The organism is Leptolyngbya sp. DQ-M1 (genome assembly GCF_039962505.1).
Classification (GTDB): Bacteria; Cyanobacteriota; Cyanobacteriia; order Leptolyngbyales; family Leptolyngbyaceae; genus Leptolyngbya.
In genome coordinates, this window is the sequence record NZ_JAMPLJ010000013.1 from 24,718 (window position 1) to 44,915 (window position 20,198).

Genomic DNA, 20,198 nt, shown 5'->3' on the forward strand with positions numbered 1-20,198 from the left:
CACTAAAGCGGAATCCAGATCAGTTGATCAATCCACTCTTCCGCCTCAGTGGTTTCCCAAATCAGCACCAGTTCTTCTGCTCACTCGCGAATGGTCGAGCTAGGACGCAGCCAAAATAGTCCCCATATGTATCCTCCGCTTTGCCAGTGCATTTCTAAATGTTCCGGCATACTTTTGCGATTGTCAGTCACTAAAATTCTTTGTGACAGTTCTAAATATTGCAAAACTTCAGGATGTTGAGTTCCAGAAAGTGGGGCACCTGGATCACCAACGCGCAAAATATCAATTCTTGGATTGAGGCGGAGAACAGCAATTTTCAACTTAGGCGATAAATTCTCATCAAGCAGAAATCGAGCTTTCATGAGTGGGTTAAGCTGCTTTTGCGCTCTCGTTTCAATGCTCTCAATCGTTGTATAACCGGAGAAAGCTCAGACTCTGCCCACGCTTGATAGCGTTGTTCTCGCCAGTTTGCCAAACGCAGCAAATACGCTTCGATCGTGGATCGATCGTGTAAATAATAAATAATTGCGGCATGAACCTTTTCGAGATTCAAGGACGGTAATTCCTCCAGAATTTGCTCCGGTGAATAGCCTGCGAGGTAATACTTCAACACATCTTCCAGTCCAATTCGATGTCCTTTGAATCGGATTTCGTCTGGACTTGCAAACTCAAAATAATCTTCCAGTTGCATGACAAGACCTTGTAACTGAATATCGATATTCTAGACTGGAGTGTCTCACAGATCCGTTGATCCCCCCTTCCCCGTAAGATATGGGTGAAGTGTCAAACAAATAACCCGTGAAAGCAATCACCCTTCTTGGTTCAACTGGATCGATCGGGACACAAACGCTGGATATTGTGTCCGAGCATCCGGATCAGTTTCGCATTGTTGGGATGGCAGCCGGACGCAATGTGGAATTATTCGCGCAGCAGATCCGCACGTTCCGCCCAGAAATCGTCGCCATTTGTGACGAGAGTAAGTTAGCCGAATTAAAGGACGCGATCGCCGATCTTGACCCACAGCCGATTATTCTCTCTGGTGAAGCAGGAGTCGTCGAAGTCGCACGTTACGGCGATGCAGAGTCGGTTGTGAGTGGAATTGTAGGCTGTGCCGGATTGCTTCCGACATTAGCAGCGATCGAGGCAGGAAAGAATATTGCTTTAGCAAACAAAGAAACACTGATTGCGGGTGCGCCTGTGGTGCTACCTCTGATTCAAAAACATGGCGTAAAAATGCTCCCTGCCGATTCGGAACATTCTGCAATTTTCCAGTGTTTGCAAGGTGTTCCAGAAGGCGGATTGAAGAAAATTATTTTAACGGCATCGGGTGGCTCGTTCCGCGATCTGCCCGTTGAAAAATTGGCATCGGTGACGGTTGCAGATGCACTGAAACATCCGAATTGGACAATGGGGCGCAAGATTACGATCGACTCCGCCACCCTGATGAACAAAGGCTTGGAAGTAATCGAAGCGCATTATTTATTTGGCGTTGATTATGACGATATTGAAATTGTGATTCATCCGCAGAGCATTATTCACTCGCTGATTGAACTGCAAGATACTTCGGTGCTGGCACAGTTGGGCTGGGCGGATATGCGATTGCCGTTGTTGTATTCGCTGTCGTATCCCGATCGTGTTCCGACGAGTTGGGAACGGCTGGATCTGGTGAAGTTGGGAACGCTGACCTTCCGAGAGCCGGATCACGCGAAGTATCCTTGCATGGCGTTGGCGTATGCGGCAGGTCGAGCAGGGGGCTGTATGCCTGCGGTGCTGAATGCGGCGAATGAACAAGCGGTGGCGCTATTTTTAGAAGAAAAAATTCAGTTCTTGGATATTCCGCGATTAATTGAGGAAACGTGCGATCGCTACACAACTCAAAATCGTTCCACACCAACGCTCGAAGAAATTCTGGCGGCGGATGAATGGGCGCGACAAACGGTAGTGTCTGCGAGTCAGTTGGTTGAGGTGTAGGAAAGGTGCGATCGTCGTGTTGGGCGATCGCGCAAATGATTACCGCTCTAAGAGCAGTGTTACAGGGCCATCGTTCTCGATCGACACCCGCATCATTGCCCCGAATTTCCCGGTTTCGACTTTCAAGCCGCTTGATCGCAGTTTCTCAACAAATTGGTTGTAAAGTTGTTCGGCTCGCTCCGGAACTGCCGCTTGATCAAACGAAGGGCGACGACCTTTGCGGCAATCTCCGTACAGCGTAAATTGGCTCACAACGAGAATTTCGCCGTTGATATCTTGAACGGATTGGTCGAATCTGCCGTCCTCGGAAAACACTCGCAACTCTAAACATTTCCGCGCCATCCAATCGAGTTCGGCTGCGGTATCCGTTGCGGCAATTCCGACTAAAAGATTTAAACCGCGATCGATTTTCCCGATCACTGCTCCATCTACTACGACTTGGGAAGAAAGAACTCGCTGAAGAACAACGCGCATAAGTTACAGAATTGGATTAGTCAGAATGACGATCGCGATCGCAGCATTTTGCATGAGTGTTTTTAAATCATTAGGTTCATTTGCTTGATTCGATCGTGCATTTGTCGTTTCGATGAGTTCGATTGCTGCTTTGAAGGATGCGTTTTCAATTTCGTGAAGCTCATTTGCTATTTTTGCAGGTTCGTTTTCGATTTTTGTAAGTTTATTTGCTATTTTTGCAGGTTCGTTTTCAATTCCTCCTACGTATGTGAGGGCAAACCTAAATGGGCAACACGAAAACTTTAAAACTTAGACCGAATAGATAAATAGAAATACGAATCTCATTGGGAAGTTAGCGGAATTAGCTCAGAGAAAACTTAACCCCGCATTGGTTCAGTAATGGATACAGATGCTGAACGAAGAAGCGCAGGATTAGAAATTCAAAGCGTTTACGATTCGCATTAAGTCAGGCGGTCGATCGCGAGATATCGATCGACGATAATAAAAGCAGCAAAATCAGGTTGAATAACGCGGATGAATTCGGGGATGAAGCAATCGATCGACGACTTGATCATTCTGCAAATGAGACTCAGCGATCGCACTGACATCGCTTGGTTTCACCCGACAATACCAAATTTCATCGGGTAAAACTCTCACGGTTGCACCAAGATTGCATTGGCCTTGGCATTCACTCGGAACGATCGACACCTCAGAAATCGAACAGCCTAAAAAAGCTGCCAGCACCTCGGCTGATCCTTGAGCAAGACAGCTTTGGTACTGGCAAACGAGAACTTGTTTAGAAGACATTAGACAATCCAAGAAATTTATCTTAGATTGCCCTTATCGTCCGAAACCTTTTCCTTTGTTTTGGGAAGACGGACAGAGACAGGCTTCGACTTGCGATCGTAATTCCTCATGATCCAAATTCTGTCCGATTAGCACCAGTTGATTCTTCGGGGTGCCTTTCCATTCGTCGTCATCGAGCGAGAAGCGCTTGCCGCTCAAGTGGAAAATGTGCCGCTTCGGACTTTCATCAAACCAGAGAATGCCCTTGGCGCGGAACACATTCGCTGGAAGCTGATTATCGAGAAAATGCTGGAACTTCCGAATGCTGAACGGTCGATCGCTCTCGAATGAAACCGAGGTGAAACCATCATTCTCTAAGTGATTCGAGTGGTGATGGTGATGATCGTGATCGTGATCGTGAGTGCAATGTCCATGATCATGATCGCAGGCAGAATGATCGTGATGGTCATGAGCGTGATCATGTTCGTGGTCATGATGATCCGATTCAGCGTCCGGGTCAAAGTATTTATCGGACTCAAATAGACCCACACTCAACAAGGCAGCTAACGGAACTTGCCCCTTAACCGTACGGAGAATTCTCGCACCGTCTTTGATATCTCGAATCCGAACTTCGAGCGCATCGACGTTGGCTTCATCGACTAGATCCGTTTTGTTCAGCAAAATGATATCGCCGTAAGCAATCTGGCTGTAAGCCGCTTCACTATTGAACAGATCTAGGCTGAAGTTTTCAGAATCGACCACGGTAACGATCGAATCAAGCCGAGTCAGATCCCGCAGTTCCGTTCCTAAGAATGTCAGTGCAACCGGAAGCGGATCGGCAAGTCCAGTCGTTTCAACGACGAGATAATCGATCTGGTCTTGGCGTTCTAGAACCTTGTAGACCGCATCAACCAGATCGTTATTGATGGTGCAACAGATACAGCCGTTGCTGAGTTCCACCATATTCTTATCTTCATCGGTCTGGATAATCAGTTCGTTATCGATACCGATTTCACCGAACTCGTTGACCAACACGGCAGTTTTTAAGCCCTGTTGATTCGTCAAAATGTGGTTCAGCAGCGTGGTTTTACCGCTACCCAAGAAGCCTGTGATAATCGTAACCGGAAGCCCAGTTTTGGGCACATCCATTGTGGATTCAGACTGAGTGCTGACTGATTGCATAGCACGATCGCATCAAATATCTTTTCCCCCATTATTGCTGATCAGAATCGATTAAGATGGGCTATCAGTCTTTATTGTGTTTAAGAATTTCATGGCTTTAGTCGTTTACAACACCCTAACTCGCCGGAAGGAGCCGTTTGAGCCGATCTTATCCGATCAGGTGAAGATGTATTGCTGCGGAGTTACGGTGTATGACGATTGCCATTTGGGTCATGCGCGATCGTATATTGTCTGGGATACGGTACGACGGTATTTGATCTGGCGCGGTTACAACGTGCGCTATGTGCAGAATTTTACCGATATCGATGACAAAATCCTCAGACGGGCACGCGAAGAAGGTTCGACGATGGAAGCCGTGGCAGAACGCAATATTCAAACATATTTCGAGGATATGCGGCGGTTGAATATTCTCGATGCAGATGCTTATCCTCGCGCGACCGAAACGCTGGACGGGATTAAACGCCTGATTCGCGAATTAGAGGAAAAAGAATTTGCGTATGCGGCGGATGGCGATGTGTACTACGCCGTTCAGCAAGATAAAGAGTACGGCAAGCTTTCGGGGCGCAAGTTAGAGGATATGCAGGCGGGTGCGAGTGGACGCGTCGATGACGAAGAACCGAAAAAGCGCTATCCGTTTGATTTCGCACTGTGGAAAGGAGCGAAACCCGATGAGCCTGCGTGGGAGTCGCCTTGGGGTAAAGGTCGTCCGGGCTGGCATATTGAATGCTCGGCAATGGTGCGGGAATTTTTGGGAGAGTCGATCGATATTCATGTCGGCGGCGCGGATCTGATTTTTCCGCATCACGAAAACGAGATTGCTCAGTCGGAAGCGGTCACGGGTCGATCGCTTGCCAACTACTGGTTGCATAACGGCATGGTGAATGTCGGCGGCGAGAAAATGTCGAAGTCGCTGGGTAATTTCACCACAATTCGGGATTTGCTGGACAAAAAAGGCGCTGATCCGATGGTGGTTCGCTTGTTTGTGTTGCAGGCGGGGTATCGTAAGCCGATCGATTTTACCGATGATGCCTTAACTGCGGCTGAAAACGGCTGGAATACCTTAAAAGATGGCTTGTTATTTGGGTTCAAGCTCAATTCCACTCCGGAGGGAGAACTCGATCGGGCTTCCTTAACCGTGCAAGAATTCCAAGCCGCAATGGATGATGATTTCAATACATCCGGTGCATTGGCGGCTCTATTTCCCATCGCTAAAGAATTACAGCGCGAAGGCAACATTCTCGTACACGAAGGTAAAACCGAAGCGGAACCTGAAACTCTTCTTGCACAGTGGAAAACGCTGATCGAATTGGCGAAAGTTTTAGGACTCGAAGCGCAACCCGAAGAAACAACGGTGGGATTATCCGATGCTGCGATCGTCGCGCTGGTTGAAGAACGCAAAGCCGCGAAAAAGGCGAAAAATTATGCCGAAGCAGATCGCATTCGCAACGAACTTCAAGCCCAAGGAATCACCCTGATCGATAAACCGGGCGGCGAAACGATTTGGCATCGCTAGACTAGAGATACCGGATTATAATGACTAGCCTCTGGTGGCGATTTTTTACTAGAGATTGATATCCGATATTCTCCCTTATCCCAGGCCCCATGATTTCTGAACTTTCCCATTTTCTCAATGCGATCGATGTCCCCGCCGATTGGGTGGGGCTACGGGCAACCAAGGAAGCAGCAACCACGCGATCGGTACGCGATGGCATTCCCGAAACAAACGGCTCATCGCTAACTCAGGGCGTGATGGTCGAAGTGTTGGCAAATGGCCAGATTGGGTATGCCGCAACCAATCTGATCACGCTCGAAGGAATTCAAGCCGCCGCACAAAAGGCATATCGTCAAGCGATCGCGGCTTCAGAATGGAACATTTATTCGACCCCAATTTCGGCGCGTCCAAAAGTGGTCGGGCAGTATGTTTCTCCGTTGATGAAGCCGTTCGATGCGCTTAGCCCTGGTGAAATTAATGACATCCTGATTAAGATCACCCGCGAACTCAAAGTCTCTGATCAGATCGTGCAGACCAGCGCCACTGCCCTCACGACTGAGACAGAAACTTGGTTTGTCAGCACAAATGGTTCAGAAGTGTATCAGCATTTCTTTCGCATCGGCACTGACTATTCCGCGACGGCTCAAGAGGGCGCGATCGTTCAGCGTCGATCGAACAATGGCTGGCTGGCAAGCTGTTATCAAGGCGGCTTGGAATACTTCATTACTCCGGATTTGTGGGCGCGAGTGCAGCAAATTGGGACACAAGCGATCGAGCTGCTGACGGCTGAAGACTGTCCGAATGAAACGACCACGTTGGTTCTTGCTCCGGATCAAATGCTGCTGCAAATTCATGAGAGTGTCGGGCATCCGTTGGAACTCGATCGCATTTTGGGCGATGAGCGCAACTATGCCGGTGGCAGCTTTGTCAAACTCCAAGACTTCGGAAACTTGGTGTATGGCTCTCCGTTGATGAACATTACCTTTGATCCGACGGTTTCTGGAGAATTTGCTAGTTACAGTTTTGATGACACTGGCGCACCTGCAAGTCGTGAATATTTGATCAAAGAAGGCGTTTTACAGCGCGGAGTCGGTAGCCTCGAAAGCCAAGCCAGAACTGGGGTAAAAGGGGTTGCTTGTGCGCGGGCATCGTCTTGGAATCGTCCGCCGATCGACCGCATGGCAAATCTCAACCTTGAACCCGGCGATCAAAGCTTTGAAGAAATCATTGCCGGCATCGATCGCGGCATTTACATGGAATCGAATCGCTCTTGGTCGATCGACGATCAGCGCCACAAATTCCAGTTCAGTTGCGAATACGCCAAACGCATCGAAAACGGCAAGCTGACGAAGACTCTACGCAATCCGAACTATCGCAGCATCACGCCGCAGTTTTGGAGCGGACTAATTGCTGTGGGCGATCGTTCGACTTGGCAAATGTACGGCACACCGATGTGCGGTAAAGGCGAACCAAATCAGGCAATTACGGTCGGACATGGTTCACCGATCGCCGTGTTTGCAAATATCGAAGTTTTTGGCGGGGGCGCATAACAATGCTGGAAAATAGCTTTAATCAACTGGTTGAGGAAATCCGCAATCAGTTAAAACCCGATGAACAATTCACGCTGACGCTGGATAGTGAACAAAGCCAATTCACGCGCTTTAATCATGCCAAAGTTCGCCAAACCGGAAGCGTCAACGATGGCAATCTGCAACTGGTCTTGATGCACAATCAGCGCAGCAGTTATCGAGAGTTTCCGTTTACGGGCGATTTTGAAAACGATCGACGAACGGCAGCCCATGCGATCGCGGCGCTGCGTGAAGAAGTGGCACAGCTTCCAGAAAATCCTTATCTGGTGCTTCCGGCTGGCAATAATACCAGTCGCGAAGTTCATACCGGTCAACTGCTCAATCCAGAAGCAGTCGTTTCAGCTCTGCTGCCTGTCGTAACCGATCTTGATTTCACAGGCATTTATGCAGCCGGATCGGTGATTCGTGCCTATGCCGATTCGGTGGGTCAAAAACACTGGTTTGCAACGGACTCGTATTCGCTCGATTACTCGCTGTTTACACCAGATGGGCAAGCCGTAAAAGGAACGCTTGCGGGATCAGATTGGGATAGTGAGGCGTATCAAGCGAGGATTGAAGAATCTCGATCGCAGTTAAGCCGCATGGCACAACCGCCGAAATCGATTCAACGGGGACAATATCGCACCTATCTTGCCCCTGCTGCGCTTGCAGAACTCGCCTCGATGCTGTCTTGGGGCGGCATTAGTGAGTCCTCCCATCAACAAGGCGGAAGCTGTTTTAGTGCGATGCGGCGCGGCGAGAAAAAGCTATCTCCCAAGTTCACGCTGAAAGAAAACTTCAAATCTGGCTTAGTGCCACGATTTAATGAACTGGGTGAAATTGCACCCTTGGAACTCTCGCTGATTGAATCGGGTGAGCTGATTAATATGCTCACTTCATCCAGAACCGCGAAAGAGTACGGACTAGAAGCGAATGGTGCATCTGAGAGCGAAGGACTACGATCGCCCGAAATTCTCCCTGGGGACTTAGACCACGATCGCATTCTTCAAGCTTTAGACACAGGGCTATACCTCTCAAATCTGCATTATCTTAACTGGAGCGATCGTCCCACGGGTCGAATTACCGGAATGACCCGATATGCCTGCTTTTGGGTGGAAAATGGCGAGATTGTTGCGCCGATCGAAAATCTCAGATTCGATGATAGTCTGTATCAGTTCTGGGGCGAGAACTTGATTGCGTTAACCAATTTCCAGGAGTTCGTTCCTGAAGTTGGAACCTATGGACATCGGAATTTAGGCGGGGTTCACGTTCCTGGTATGCTCGTGGAGAACTTCACTTATACGCTTTAATAATGCTCACCAGGGCACATCAATTTCTGATGACTTCGATCGAGCCAGAGAACAATCCTACGAAGAACTTTCGTGCGGCTGCCCTCTGGCTCAGTCTGAGTCTCGTTTTTTCTCTTTATTACGGCATTCTCGCACTACAGAAAGCGTTTCGAGCCGATTTTGTGGTGCAAGATGATGCAAGAGAATATGTGTTCTGGATGCAGCGATTTATTGATCCAACTCTGCTACCCAATGATCTGATCGCTCAGTATTTCAAGTCAATTACCCCACCTGGATATGCTGCTATTTATCAGGTGATGGCGATGTTCGGAGTGCAGCCGCTTTGGTTGAGTAAAGTGCTTCCGATCGCACTTGGATTAATCGCAACTCTGTACAGCTTTGCTCTCTGCTTACGATTGTTTCCATTTGCTGTTACCGGGTTTATCGCCACACTAATCCTGAATCAAAGTCTATGGTTTCGAGATGACTTAAATTCTGCGACTCCTAGATCATTTGTCACACCGTTATTCTTAGCGTTTTTATATTATCTCATTCGTAATCAGAGACTTGGTATTCTAATCACATTAGTTTTACAAGCATTAATTTATCCACCTTTGGTGTTGATTACGATCGCACTTTTATGTTTAAGGCTATGGAATTGGGAATCTAGAGAACTTCGTCTTGATCAACTTAAATTCGTTGGAGCTTGTATTGGATTTAGCGCGATCGCCCTTGTACCCTATGCCATTTCTTCTGCGGAATTTGCGCCTGTGATCACGAGATCGCAAGCCCTAACGATGCCAGAACTATATCCAGAGGGAAGACATCCCTTCTTCAATCTGAATCCTTGGGTCTTCTGGCTATTTGGCGAACACAGCGGAATCATCCCGCCTCTAATGCCCCCGTTAATCTGGTTTGGATTATTGCTGCCGATTGTGATGCGATATCCGTCAAGATTTCCACTGGTACAGCAAATCAATCGCAAAATCGCAGTTTTACCGCAGATCGTTTGGGTCTCATTAGGGCTGTATGGCGCGGCTCACCTCTTGTTGCTCAGGCTATTTTTTCCCACCAGATATACGGCACACAGTTTCCGAATTGTATTGGCGATCGCAGCAGGAATCACGCTTACTGTTCTAGCCGATACCACTCTTCGAGCCTGTGAAAGTTTAGCTATTCGGCAACGATGGATCGCACTGGGTGCAAGACTCAGTTTGATCAGTGCGATCGGCATTGTGCTGGTGTTCTATCCTCAGTTCTCGCGAGGCTTTCCCAGCACAAACTTCCGGGTCGGAAATGCACCGCTCTATCAATTTCTGCAAACTCAGCCCAAAGATACCTTAATCGCAACGCTTTCCGACGAAGCGAACAATATTTCAACCTTTGCTCAACGCTCTGTTTTATTTAGCAGAGAGCATTCGCTTCCGTTTCATCTGGGTTATTACCGTCAGATTCGCCAGCGTATTATTGATGTGTTGCAGGCGCAATATAGTTCGGATTTAACATTGGCAAAACAAGCGATCGAGCGGTACAACATCAAATTCTGGTTAATCGAGCAATCCGCGTTTACACCAGAGTATCTAACCCGCGCAGACTGGCTTGAAAGCTTTCAACCGGCATATTCGATCGCGCTTACCAATTTACAGCAGGGAAAAACGCCCGCACTCAGTCAACTCACACGCTGCTCAGTCTTCACCACACCGGAATTCACGCTTTTAGATACAGCCTGTATCACTCATTTTTCACGCCCCTGATACAGCCCTTTCCGGTTGCATTGGCTAAACTGCTAGAATTACGCCAGAATCACCGATTCACAATGCTGAAACGCCTGTCCGGTTTAGCTCTGATTACCCGCTTTTTTCGATTCCTCAAGTACCTCAACTTCAAAACGGTGGCAGTTATCATTCGGCGGGCTGCCCAACATCGCTTACCCGGACTCTCGGCTGAAATTGCCTACAATGCAATTTTTGCACTGTTTCCAGCAGCACTCGCTGTCTTGAGCGCGATCGGGCTGTTCGAGATTTCCGAAGCCAATTTCCGCACCCTAACCAACCAACTGAATCAAGTCATCCCCGAACAAGCAGTCACCCTTATTCGGGGATCACTGAAATATCTACAAGCAAGAAGCAACCAGGGATTATTTTCGCTCAGTTTCTTAGCAGCAATCTGGGTGTCTTCGAGCGTGACAGGCTCAACAATGGCAGCTTTAGATCAAATCTATCGGATTCCGCGTAAACGAGTTCGACCGTTTTGGCAGGCGAAATTGGTCGCGCTCGCTTTAGCACTGGGAACGGTTTTGCTGCTGGTGGCTGCGCTGCTAATTGTCGTGATCAGCGATGTTGCGGTTCAGATTGTCGCCTTTAACAGTGGAGGGTTTGCCCAGAGTGTGTTTCACCTCTGGCATCATCTGAGTCTACCGATCGCACTGATGATTCTGGCGTTAGCGCTGAGCTTTATTTATCGGTTTGGTACGAGTCAGTGGCGGCATGGAACACCCATTCTGCCAGGAGCAATTCTAGCCGCGTTACTCTGGGCAATGCTATCTGGATTACTGCGGTTTTATGTGGCTCAAGTTGGGAATTTCAGCCAGGTGTATGGCGCGATCGGGGCTGTGATTGTTTTGCTGTTGTGGCTTTACCTCAGTGCGTTTGTGATGTTGTTGGGCGGTTTAGTCAATGCTGTAGTTGGAGAAGTCATGCAGAAAAAATCAGAGTACGATCGCCCATGACAAACCTTGGGCAAGGCTAAGACTTCCTCTGTTAATTGCCCGATCGAACGCATTAGCTTCTCCAGCTATGGATTAGTCATTTGCCTTAACGCGCTTGCTTGTGCCTGTCGATTTTTTCGCCGCTGCCGCTTTCGTCGTCGATCGCTTTGCCGCGGTTTTCGTTGAACTCTTAGCCGTCGTTTTTTTCGCAGTGGTTTTCGCGGTCGTGGTCTTCTTCGACTTGGTAGTTTTCTTCGTTCCAGCTTTTGCCGCTAACGCTTGAACCGCTACATCCATCGTGATCTCCTCAACCGTCTGACCTTCAGGCAGGGAAGCGTTCACCTTGCCGTGTTTGAGATAAGCGCCATACGGGCCGTTATAGATGTTGACGGGTTCTCCATCGTCGGGGTGCGCGCCTAACTCTCGAATTGGCGTAGCAGTACCACGTTTGCCGCGAACGGCTTTTGGTTCTGCAAACAGTTGTAAAGCTCGATCGAGCGTAATCGTCGTTACATCATCGCCGGCTTTGAGTGATCGATAATCTTTTTTCGGTTTACCTTCTTCGTCTTTGCCCAAATCATGCACGATGTAGGGACCAAAACGACCGATCGCGGCTTGAATTTTCCGTTCCGTTTCTGGGTGAACCCCTAGCGTTCTCGGCAAAGACAGCAATCCGACTGCCATCTCTAGCGTTACGTCTTCGGGCTTCACTTTTGGCGGGATCGAAACGTTCTTAGGTTTCGGATTCTCGTCGGTTTTGTCGCCAAGCTGGATGTAATGACCATAAGGCCCAAGCTTGACGTAAATTGGCTCTCCAGATTCGGGATGATACCCTAGCACTTTCGGGCCTTTTAGCAAGACCTCGACCTGTTCGGGGTTGAGATCCGCAGGTGGCATATCTTTCGGCAAATTGATGTTGCCGTTCTCGGATTCGATGTAGGCTCCGGTGCGGCTAATCCGAATTTTTGTTTCTAGATCGTCAAGATGAATCGTTCGGGCTTCTTTGGGATCAATGTTACTGTCGCGCTCTTTGACCTGAGTTTCAAGCCCTTGATCCCCAAGATAAAACTGCTTCAAGTACGGCAGCCAATCGACTTCACCTGTAGCAATGTCATCTAAGGTTTGCTCCATCTTGGACGTAAACCGCAGATCTACAATGTCCGGGAAATGCTTTTCGAGCAAATCTACGACCGCAAACGCTGTAAAGGTTGGCACGAGAGTATTTCCGACCAGTTGAGCATAGCCTTTACGTTCATCGGTGATCGTACCGATGATGCTGGCGTAGGTCGAAGGTCGTCCGATGCCTTCACTTTCTAGCGTTTTGACTAAAGAAGCTTCGGTAAAACGGGCAGGTGGTTGGGTTTCATGCCCGATCGCTTCTAACTGATTGCACTTGGGATGATCGCCCGCCCGCATCGGCGGCAGGATGATTTCTTGGTTCTCGATCGCAGCATTCGGATCGTCTGATCCCTCCACATACGCCCGGAAGAATCCTGGAAAATCAATCCGCTTACCGCTCGCTCTAAATCCGGCATCTTCAACCTGAATCTGTGCCGTTACTTGAGTTTGGCGTGCTTCTGCCATCTGAGTCGCAACGGTTCGCTTCCAAATCAAGTCGTACAGTTTTAATTCGCGATCCCTTAGCCCACTTTCTCTCGGAGTGCGGAAGGTACTTCCCGCAGGACGAATCGCTTCGTGTGCCTCCTGCGCGCCTTTGCTCTTAGTGGTGTATTGGCGCGGTTGGGGACTGAGGTAATCGGTTCCGTACATTGCTTCAACACAACTGCGGGCAGCTGCGATCGCTTGCTGCGATAAATGCACCGAGTCCGTCCGCATATAAGTAATGTAGCCTTGCTCGTACAGGCTCTGCGCCGTCCGCATCGTATCCCGCGCCGATAAGCCTAATTTACGGTTCGCTTCTTGTTGCAGCGTCGAAGTCGTAAACGGAGGCGAAGGTTTCCGCGTGACGGGACGTTCTTCTAAATCCGAAACCGTCCACACTTTGCCGTCTAATCGGGCTTGTAAGGCTCTTGCTTCTTCTTCGCTCAACAATACGACGTTTCGACCTGCGACAATTTGTCCGGTCGATTCATCGAAATCCGCACCCGTCGCAATTTTGCGTCCCGCTAAGGTAACGAGCTTCGCTTCAAATTCTTGTTTCGGAGCGGCATCCACTGCCAGCAGCGCTTTTAAATCCCAATACGTCCCTTTGCGGAAGGCGCGACGTTGACGCTCCCGATTCACTAGCAACCGCACCGCGACCGACTGCACCCGACCGGCTGACAGACCATAGGCAATCTTCTTCCAGAGCAGCGGCGACAGCGTGTAGCCGACCAAGCGATCGAGAATCCGGCGCGTTTCCTGAGCGCGGACTAATCTCACATCAATATCGCGGCAGTTATCGATCGCGCTCTTGATTGCGTCTTCGGTGATTTCGTGAAAGACCATGCGCTTGACGGGCACTTTCGGCTTGAGAAGCTGAAGCAAATGCCAGCTAATACTTTCACCCTCGCGATCTTCGTCAGTCGCCAGCACTAATTCATCCGCCTCTTTCAGCGCATCTTTTAAGGTCTTGACGACTTTCGATTTATCCTTTGGAATAAGATAAATTGGCTCAAAGCCTGCCTCAATATTGACACCGAGTTCCCGCACCCGTTTATCGGTAATCGAATCGGGGACATCGCTCGTGGATTGAGGGAGATCGCGCACATGTCCCATCGATGCCTCAACGCGGTAGCCGCGAGGCAAGTAGTTGCGAATGGTGCGGGCTTTCGTCGGAGATTCGACAATGACAAGAGTTGGCATGAGTCTGTCTAACTAGAAATCGCTGTTCAACAAGAATCAGGGCGTATTGATACCAATATCACTCACTTTGATCGATCGTGGGGTACGGAAAACCACGCTTGAGGCGTATAGCAGCCGTGATGCCACTCGCTTCTAACTTATAACCATACTAACCATACCCAACTGCTCAATTTGATTCACCCGAAAATGATCCAAATCCAGAAGAAGAAATAGACCAGTCGACATAACTGTCACAAACATCTAAGTCTATGACTGTAGACGATCGACGATCAATCGTCTATCTTTTGGCAGAAATTCATTCTGAGGGCAGTTGCTTGATCAATATAGATCACACTTGATAGGTGCATCATAACGATCCCAATTACAAGATGCACCAGAGAAGCGAGATTCAACGAGAACGAGGCAGCCGTTGCACGATAGAATCCCTAGAAGGCGAAGTATTCGCTTGACTCAAATGAAAGTGCGCCTAGCATAAATTTTTGTTAATTCCTGCTCCTACGGACTTCGTGCTATGGATTTTGCTTCTCTCGTGGCTCAGCTCAACGCTGGGACGATCCTTCCAGAAGTGATCGTGATCACTACCATCATGGTCGTCATTGTGGGCGACTTAATTGTAGGGCGACAAAATTCCTCAAAATGGACACCCTATTTTGCGATCGGCGGGCTGCTGACGGCGGTAGGGTCATTGTTCACGCTTTGGGATAGCCCCACCCCGATCGGGTTTCTGGGTGAATTTAATAGCGATGACTTGAGCATCGTGCTTCGGGGGATCGTTGCGCTCTCGGCAGCCGTCACGATTCTGATGTCAGTGCGCTATGTCGAGCAGTCGGGAACTGCACTGGCTGAATTCCTCACGATTCTGCTTACGGCTACGCTAGGCGGAATGTTCCTCTGTGGTTCGGATGAATTGGTTTCGGTGTATGTCTCGCTAGAAACGCTCAGTATCTCGTCTTATTTATTGACGGGCTACACCAAACGCGATCCGCGATCGAACGAAGCCGCGCTGAAATATCTCTTGATCGGCGCATCGAGTTCGGCGATTTTTCTCTACGGGGCATCCCTGCTGTACGGGCTGTCGGGTGGTGAAACTCAACTCTCGGCGATCGCCCAAAAAATCTCAGTCGCAGGACTAGACCAGTCGATCGGGCTGGTGATTGCGCTGGTGTTTGCGATCGCGGGCATTGCCTTTAAGATTGCAGCCGTTCCATTCCACCAGTGGACACCGGATGTATATGAGGGTTCGCCAACTCCGGTGGTTGCGTTCCTGTCAGTCGGGTCAAAAGCGGCTGGATTCGGTTTGGCGATTCGCTTGCTGGTGACGGCGTTCCCCCAAGTCACGGATCAGTGGCATTTGGTGATGACGACGCTAGCGATTTTGAGCATGGTGCTTGGAAACGTGGTCGCTCTGGCGCAAACCAGCATGAAGCGACTGCTGGCGTATTCGTCGATCGGTCAAGCAGGCTTTGTGATGATCGGGTTAGTCATCGGCTCAGATGCTGGTTATGCCAGTATGCTGTTCTATCTGATGATTTATCTGTTCATGAACTTGGGTGCGTTCACCTGCATCATCTTGTTCTCGCTACGGACTGGAACCGACCAAATCAGCGAATATTCGGGCTTGTATCAGAAAGACCCGCTGCTGACTTTGGCGTTGAGCGTGTGTCTGCTTTCGCTCGGTGGCATTCCTCCCTTGGCAGGCTTCTTCGGAAAGCTGTATTTATTCTGGGCAGGTTGGCAAGCAGGCGCTTATTTGCTGGTGATTCTCGGCTTGGTGACGAGCGTGATCTCGATTTACTACTACATCCGAGTGGTGAAGATGATGGTCGTGAAAGAGCCGCAGGAAATGTCGGAAGTGGTCAAAAACTATCCGCCGATCGTCTGGAATCTGCCTGGGCTGCGTCCGCTGCAAATCGGTTTGATTCTGACCCTGATTGCGACTTCGATCGCTGGGATTCTCTCGAATCCTCTGTTTACGCTGGCAAATGATTCGGTAGTAAAATCACCGCTCTTGCAGCAAGCAGAAGTGAAGAGCCAACCGATCGCGGCACAGCCCCGTCAAGAGACGGCTGAACTACCTCAAGCTAAAATTCGCGGCTAGGCTTAGGCGAAATTTAGAAAGCCGGCTGATTGAAGTCAGTCGGCTTTTTTGCTGCAAAGTAGATTTTATGCCAAATCTCTCGATCCTTGAGACGCACCCCAGATTCAGGCTTGCTGATTCAGTGGGAATTGCAGGATGAATTTCGTAAGACGATCGCCGCTCTCAACCCAGATGATTCCACCCAGTCGAGCGACTAATTTCTTGACTAAGGATAGACCCAATCCTGTGCCGCCATGCTTCCACGGATCATGTTTGGGAATCCGATAGAACTTATCGAAGATGCGATCGTGCTCTATTGCAGGAATTTCGACCCCTGAATTGCTCACTTCAATCAGGAAAGCAGTATTGAGATTGTCTGTTTCTAAGCGGGCTGCGATCGTAATGGTCTCGCTGGGGGGCGTATATTTGAAGGCATTGTGCAGTAACTCGGTCAGGATTCGTTCTAGACACACCAGATCTGTTGTGAAGAGGGGCAGATCATCGGGAATTGAGAGCTTTAGGTGTTGCTCTTGATCGGCGGTGCGTTGAAGAAAGGGGACAGCAACCTGATTAATCCAAGATTTGAACTGAATCGACGTGAGGTTCAAGGGTTCTGCGCCAGAATCAATTCGAGTCAAATCTAGTAGGTCATTGATCAGACTAATCTCTCGTTCACATTCCGTCTGTAGAATTTGAAAGTAGCGGCTAATCGAATTCGTTTGTGAGTTCAGCAAGCCCAACGGGCGCAAACGGATATCGAGCATTTGAATCGCCATCTTCATGCTAGAAATTGGTGTTCGCAGTTCATGAGAGACCGTACTGAGAAAGTCATCCTTCAGGCGGTTCAGCCGAGCGAGTTCTTCTACCTGTACCTGAACCGCCCGATAGAGACGTGACTGGCGTAGCGCGATCGCGCACTGATTGGCAACTTGTTGAACTAATCGGACTTCTTGCTCGTTAAACTCTGCTTCACAAGGCTTAAACAGCCAAAGATCACCTAATACTCCTTGGTCATCCATCAAGGGACAGGCAAGCACAACCAGGAACCGCTGATCGGGTCGCACTGAATCAGACGTAATATCGCAAAACTGGCTCACTTGTCCCTGTAGCAGACGTTGGAAAACTCCAGCATGAGGACTGTTTGAGAGTGACATGGTTGGTTCTTGAGCGGGTGCAAGGACGTGACTGACCTCGTAAACAATGGTTGAGGTCGTCTGATCTGCGCTGTAAATGCCCGTGTCACAGCAAAGCGTTCCTAACCCTTGTGCTAGTTCTCGCACTGCCGATCGTAGAATCTCTTGTTCATCTAAACTATCCCGCACTTTATCGGTAATGCGTTTTAGAAGCGCTTCAAACTCTAAGGCTTGCTGAAGTTGAGCCGTTCGTTGCTGAACCAACTCCTCAAGCTTTGCATTGAGTTCCGATAATTCGGTTTGTTTTCGCTCCAATTCGATTTGAGATTGCTGCAACAAAGCATTTGTCTGCTTTTGAGCACAGATTGCTACTTCTGCATCTTTTTTTGCCTGGAGCAGTTCATCCTCGTATCGATTTCGCTGGTGCATCAGGACGCAGACACAATCATTTACAGTCATATCCGCATGTTCCCGACGCACTGCATTGAGCAAGATAGGAAGCGCATCTCCCTGTTTAGACTTCATGGAGATGTAGACTTCCTCTACCTTGCCGTGCAGCTTGAGCAGCGGGAAGAAATGGGTTTGATAGAAAATGCGACTAGCGATCGGCAAAATGACTTCTATCTGCTGTCCTCGTAGTTCGTCTAGCTCATAGCCGAGTAAGTGCAGCAGCGTCGCATTAACTACCACAATTCTACTATCTTCGGTGAACGTGAGAAAGCCACAGGGTGCAGTATTCAGCGCTCCATCCAAGGGGTAACTGGCTCCTAATGTCACACAATCAGATTGCATAGATCGCATAGTTAGATAGTTGGTTAGATTACATAGGTTGTTGCTAGATAGTCTTTAATCAGATCAAGGCTTTCCTGCGGGTGGCTCATATGCGGGCAATGCCCTGTCGCTTGCATGATTCGGAGTTCACTTCTAGGCAAATAGCGGTGCACATACTGACCAACCTCAATCGGCGCGATCGCGTCTTCTGAACACTGTAGGATGAGGGATGGAATGCTCACTTTCAGCAAATCGCGGCGATTATCAGAAAAGAAGGTGACTTCAGCAAAACGGTGAGCAATCACGGGATCGGTTGAACAAAAACTGGTTTCAAGCTCATTAATAAGCTCAGGGCGCTCCTTATTTTGCATGATCATTGGAGCCAGAAAATTAGCCCAGCCGATGTAATTTTTCTCCATTAGGTCTAGGAGTCCCTCGATATCTGATCGATCGAATCCTCCCAAGTAATCGGGCAAGTCATTGATGTAGCAAGGAGAGGGGCAAACAAGAACCAGACGGCTGAAGTATTGAGGCGCTTGAATCGATGCCAATATACCAATGATGCTGCTCACTGAATGCCCGACGAAAATCACATCGGTTAGATTTAGTGCCTCACAGATTTCAAGCACATCTTCAACATAGCCATTGAGGTTGCTGTAGCGCTCAATGTTGTAAGCATTCAAATCAGATTTTCCAGAGCCGACATAATCGAATAAGACTAGCTTATGAGCGTTCTCAAGGTCTGGTGTTACAAATCGCCACATATTCTGATCACACCCAAACCCATGAGCAAACAGCATTGGCTGGTCACCCTGCCCCTGTATCGTTACATGATTGCGCGTAAGAATTGTTGAAGCCACATGAATCGTCCTAACACTTTGTCACCTTATCGTACTCATCTCAGGCTTTGTGTATAAAAAACGATTTAAAGCTTAACTAAACGGAAAATATTGACCATATCATCACCGCTCTAACGGAGGGTGTTGAGTAAGAAACGACACCAGTTAGACAGGAATTGAAAATCCATAGCAATTATTCTCTATGGAGCATTTGAGGTGAGCATTTGAATAGTTAGCCTCGAATGGTTAACACAGGGAGCGGTTTGAATTCGCGAAGTCTATCTACCGCAAGACACGCCAAATCATTTCTTTAATCTATTCTTAATGTACACTTTACCCTGTGAACTCGAATTTTAGGTTCGCAGCTTGCAAGCAAGAGGACAGACTCCGTGACACAACAGACTACACCGCTTATTGCCCAAGATTCATTAACTCCAATGAATCCTGGTGAGCATGACGAGCAAAGCTTGAACGAGATGTTGCAGGAATTGCGAGTCTTGCAACAGGGAAGTCAGATATTGACTGGATTCCTCATCTTACTTCCGTTTAGTGAGGGGTTTTCTAAGATTGCATCGTTTGAGAAGTGGGTCTATATTGTTGCGTTTATTGGCGCGATCGCGAGTCTAGTTTGCTTCAGCGCACCAGCCGCACAGCATCGAATTCGACGACCTCTGAGGCATTGGGGGCGATTTAAGCGACTGTCGAGTCGGATCATTGTCGTAGGGACGATCGCGCTCTCGATCTCGCTGATTTCAACGACGCAATTGGTGATGAATGAAGTGGTTGGACAACCTTGGTCAACTGTTGCCACTGCCACCATCGGATTTTTAATTGGCATAATTTGGTGGCTGATGCCTCTCACTCATAAAGTGAAGAAGTCTCATTAGTCAAAAACATAGGAGCTTTTATATCGCACGAAAATTCAAGCAAATTACAACTAATTTAACCCTGAGACTGATTCTGTACTAAGACAGGAATTGCATCATTGAGCTTGCACCAAATCAAGTCGGGGTTCATTGTCCCAGCACGCTAGTCGAAACTACCCACTTCAGTGGGAGACTTTAGTTGCTACACACCTCCCGATGGCTGAAATAGGCGAACGTGATAGGTTTGAGAGAAAAACTA

Annotated in this window: 15 protein-coding genes and 1 pseudogene; 8 read left to right on the forward strand and 8 right to left on the reverse strand. The window is 48.6% G+C overall.

What is annotated here, in order from left to right:
• Nucleotides 1-2: 2 nt before the first annotated feature.
• Nucleotides 3-362, reverse strand: a pseudogene (locus NC981_RS23045) (DUF5615 family PIN-like protein).
• On the reverse strand, nt 359-691 hold the full coding sequence (locus NC981_RS23050) for a DUF433 domain-containing protein (protein WP_348245065.1): 333 nt from the start codon (nt 689-691) through the stop codon (nt 359-361). Before NC981_RS23050 ends, NC981_RS23045 begins: the two are co-directional and overlap by 4 nt.
• A gap of 107 nt (nt 692-798) precedes the next feature.
• On the opposite strand from NC981_RS23050, the gene dxr reads away from it, so the two are divergent.
• Nucleotides 799-1,971, forward strand: coding sequence for a 1-deoxy-D-xylulose-5-phosphate reductoisomerase (dxr, locus tag NC981_RS23055; protein WP_348245067.1), 1,173 nt, complete (start codon nt 799-801; stop codon nt 1,969-1,971).
• Between the two features lie 39 nt (nt 1,972-2,010).
• Here dxr and dtd read toward each other — a convergent pair whose 3' ends face one another.
• From dtd to NC981_RS23070, 3 genes are all read right to left on the reverse strand, one after another.
• A complete protein-coding gene (gene dtd, locus NC981_RS23060) occupies nt 2,011-2,445 on the reverse strand; it encodes a D-aminoacyl-tRNA deacylase (protein ID WP_348245069.1) in 435 nt (144 codons plus the stop codon).
• A 495-nt stretch (nt 2,446-2,940) separates the two neighbouring features.
• Entirely contained in the window at nt 2,941-3,231 is a 291-nt protein-coding gene (locus NC981_RS23065) for a (2Fe-2S) ferredoxin domain-containing protein (protein WP_348245071.1), read from the reverse strand.
• Between the two features lie 33 nt (nt 3,232-3,264).
• Nucleotides 3,265-4,392, reverse strand: a complete 1,128-nt coding sequence (locus NC981_RS23070) for a GTP-binding protein (RefSeq protein WP_348245073.1) — start codon at nt 4,390-4,392, stop codon at nt 3,265-3,267.
• Between the two features lie 91 nt (nt 4,393-4,483).
• Between NC981_RS23070 and cysS the strand changes: the two genes are divergently transcribed.
• The 5 genes from cysS (at nt 4,484) to NC981_RS23095 (ending at nt 11,469) form a co-directional block, all read left to right on the forward strand.
• A complete protein-coding gene (gene cysS, locus NC981_RS23075) occupies nt 4,484-5,905 on the forward strand; it encodes a cysteine--tRNA ligase (protein ID WP_348245075.1) in 1,422 nt (473 codons plus the stop codon).
• Nucleotides 5,906-5,994: 89 nt separating this feature from the next.
• Nucleotides 5,995-7,434, forward strand: coding sequence for a TldD/PmbA family protein (locus NC981_RS23080; protein ID WP_348245077.1), 1,440 nt, complete (start codon nt 5,995-5,997; stop codon nt 7,432-7,434).
• Nucleotides 7,435-7,436: 2 nt separating this feature from the next.
• Entirely contained in the window at nt 7,437-8,762 is a 1,326-nt protein-coding gene (locus NC981_RS23085; protein ID WP_348245079.1) for a TldD/PmbA family protein, read from the forward strand.
• 2 nt (nt 8,763-8,764) lie between these two features.
• Complete coding sequence (locus tag NC981_RS23090; protein WP_348245081.1) at nt 8,765-10,495, forward strand: hypothetical protein; 1,731 nt, start codon at nt 8,765-8,767, stop codon at nt 10,493-10,495.
• Nucleotides 10,496-10,557: 62 nt separating this feature from the next.
• A complete protein-coding gene (locus tag NC981_RS23095; protein ID WP_348245083.1) occupies nt 10,558-11,469 on the forward strand; it encodes a YihY/virulence factor BrkB family protein in 912 nt (303 codons plus the stop codon).
• Nucleotides 11,470-11,541: 72 nt separating this feature from the next.
• On the opposite strand, the gene topA is transcribed toward NC981_RS23095, so the two are convergent.
• Complete coding sequence (gene topA / locus NC981_RS23100; RefSeq protein ID WP_348245085.1) at nt 11,542-14,253, reverse strand: type I DNA topoisomerase; 2,712 nt, start codon at nt 14,251-14,253, stop codon at nt 11,542-11,544.
• A gap of 511 nt (nt 14,254-14,764) precedes the next feature.
• On the opposite strand from topA, the gene NC981_RS23105 reads away from it, so the two are divergent.
• A complete protein-coding gene (locus NC981_RS23105; protein ID WP_348245087.1) occupies nt 14,765-16,351 on the forward strand; it encodes an NAD(P)H-quinone oxidoreductase subunit N in 1,587 nt (528 codons plus the stop codon).
• A 104-nt stretch (nt 16,352-16,455) separates the two neighbouring features.
• Here NC981_RS23105 and NC981_RS23110 read toward each other — a convergent pair whose 3' ends face one another.
• Both NC981_RS23110 and NC981_RS23115 read right to left on the reverse strand, forming a co-directional pair.
• Complete coding sequence (locus NC981_RS23110; RefSeq protein ID WP_348245089.1) at nt 16,456-18,255, reverse strand: ATP-binding protein; 1,800 nt, start codon at nt 18,253-18,255, stop codon at nt 16,456-16,458.
• Between the two features lie 23 nt (nt 18,256-18,278).
• Nucleotides 18,279-19,094, reverse strand: coding sequence for an alpha/beta hydrolase (locus NC981_RS23115; RefSeq protein WP_348245091.1), 816 nt, complete (start codon nt 19,092-19,094; stop codon nt 18,279-18,281).
• Between the two features lie 368 nt (nt 19,095-19,462).
• Between NC981_RS23115 and NC981_RS23120 the strand changes: the two genes are divergently transcribed.
• Nucleotides 19,463-19,960, forward strand: coding sequence for a DUF6328 family protein (locus tag NC981_RS23120; protein ID WP_348245093.1), 498 nt, complete (start codon nt 19,463-19,465; stop codon nt 19,958-19,960).
• Nucleotides 19,961-20,198 lie beyond the last annotated feature (238 nt).

Bases quoted from the DNA above. Each gene is read 5' to 3' on its own strand.
- NC981_RS23050 (WP_348245065.1), bottom strand. From the start codon at position 691: ATGCAACTGGAAGATTATTTTGAGTTTGCAAGTCCAGACGAAATCCGA.
- dtd (WP_348245069.1), bottom strand. From the start codon at position 2,445: ATGCGCGTTGTTCTTCAGCGAGTTCTTTCTTCCCAAGTCGTAGTAGAT.
- NC981_RS23065 (WP_348245071.1), bottom strand. From the start codon at position 3,231: ATGTCTTCTAAACAAGTTCTCGTTTGCCAGTACCAAAGCTGTCTTGCT.
- NC981_RS23070 (WP_348245073.1), bottom strand. From the start codon at position 4,392: ATGCAATCAGTCAGCACTCAGTCTGAATCCACAATGGATGTGCCCAAA.
- cysS (WP_348245075.1), top strand. From the start codon at position 4,484: ATGGCTTTAGTCGTTTACAACACCCTAACTCGCCGGAAGGAGCCGTTT.
- NC981_RS23080 (WP_348245077.1), top strand. From the start codon at position 5,995: ATGATTTCTGAACTTTCCCATTTTCTCAATGCGATCGATGTCCCCGCC.
- NC981_RS23085 (WP_348245079.1), top strand. From the start codon at position 7,437: ATGCTGGAAAATAGCTTTAATCAACTGGTTGAGGAAATCCGCAATCAG.
- NC981_RS23090 (WP_348245081.1), top strand. From the start codon at position 8,765: ATGCTCACCAGGGCACATCAATTTCTGATGACTTCGATCGAGCCAGAG.
- NC981_RS23095 (WP_348245083.1), top strand. From the start codon at position 10,558: ATGCTGAAACGCCTGTCCGGTTTAGCTCTGATTACCCGCTTTTTTCGA.
- topA (WP_348245085.1), bottom strand. From the start codon at position 14,253: ATGCCAACTCTTGTCATTGTCGAATCTCCGACGAAAGCCCGCACCATT.
- NC981_RS23105 (WP_348245087.1), top strand. From the start codon at position 14,765: ATGGATTTTGCTTCTCTCGTGGCTCAGCTCAACGCTGGGACGATCCTT.
- NC981_RS23110 (WP_348245089.1), bottom strand. From the start codon at position 18,255: ATGCAATCTGATTGTGTGACATTAGGAGCCAGTTACCCCTTGGATGGA.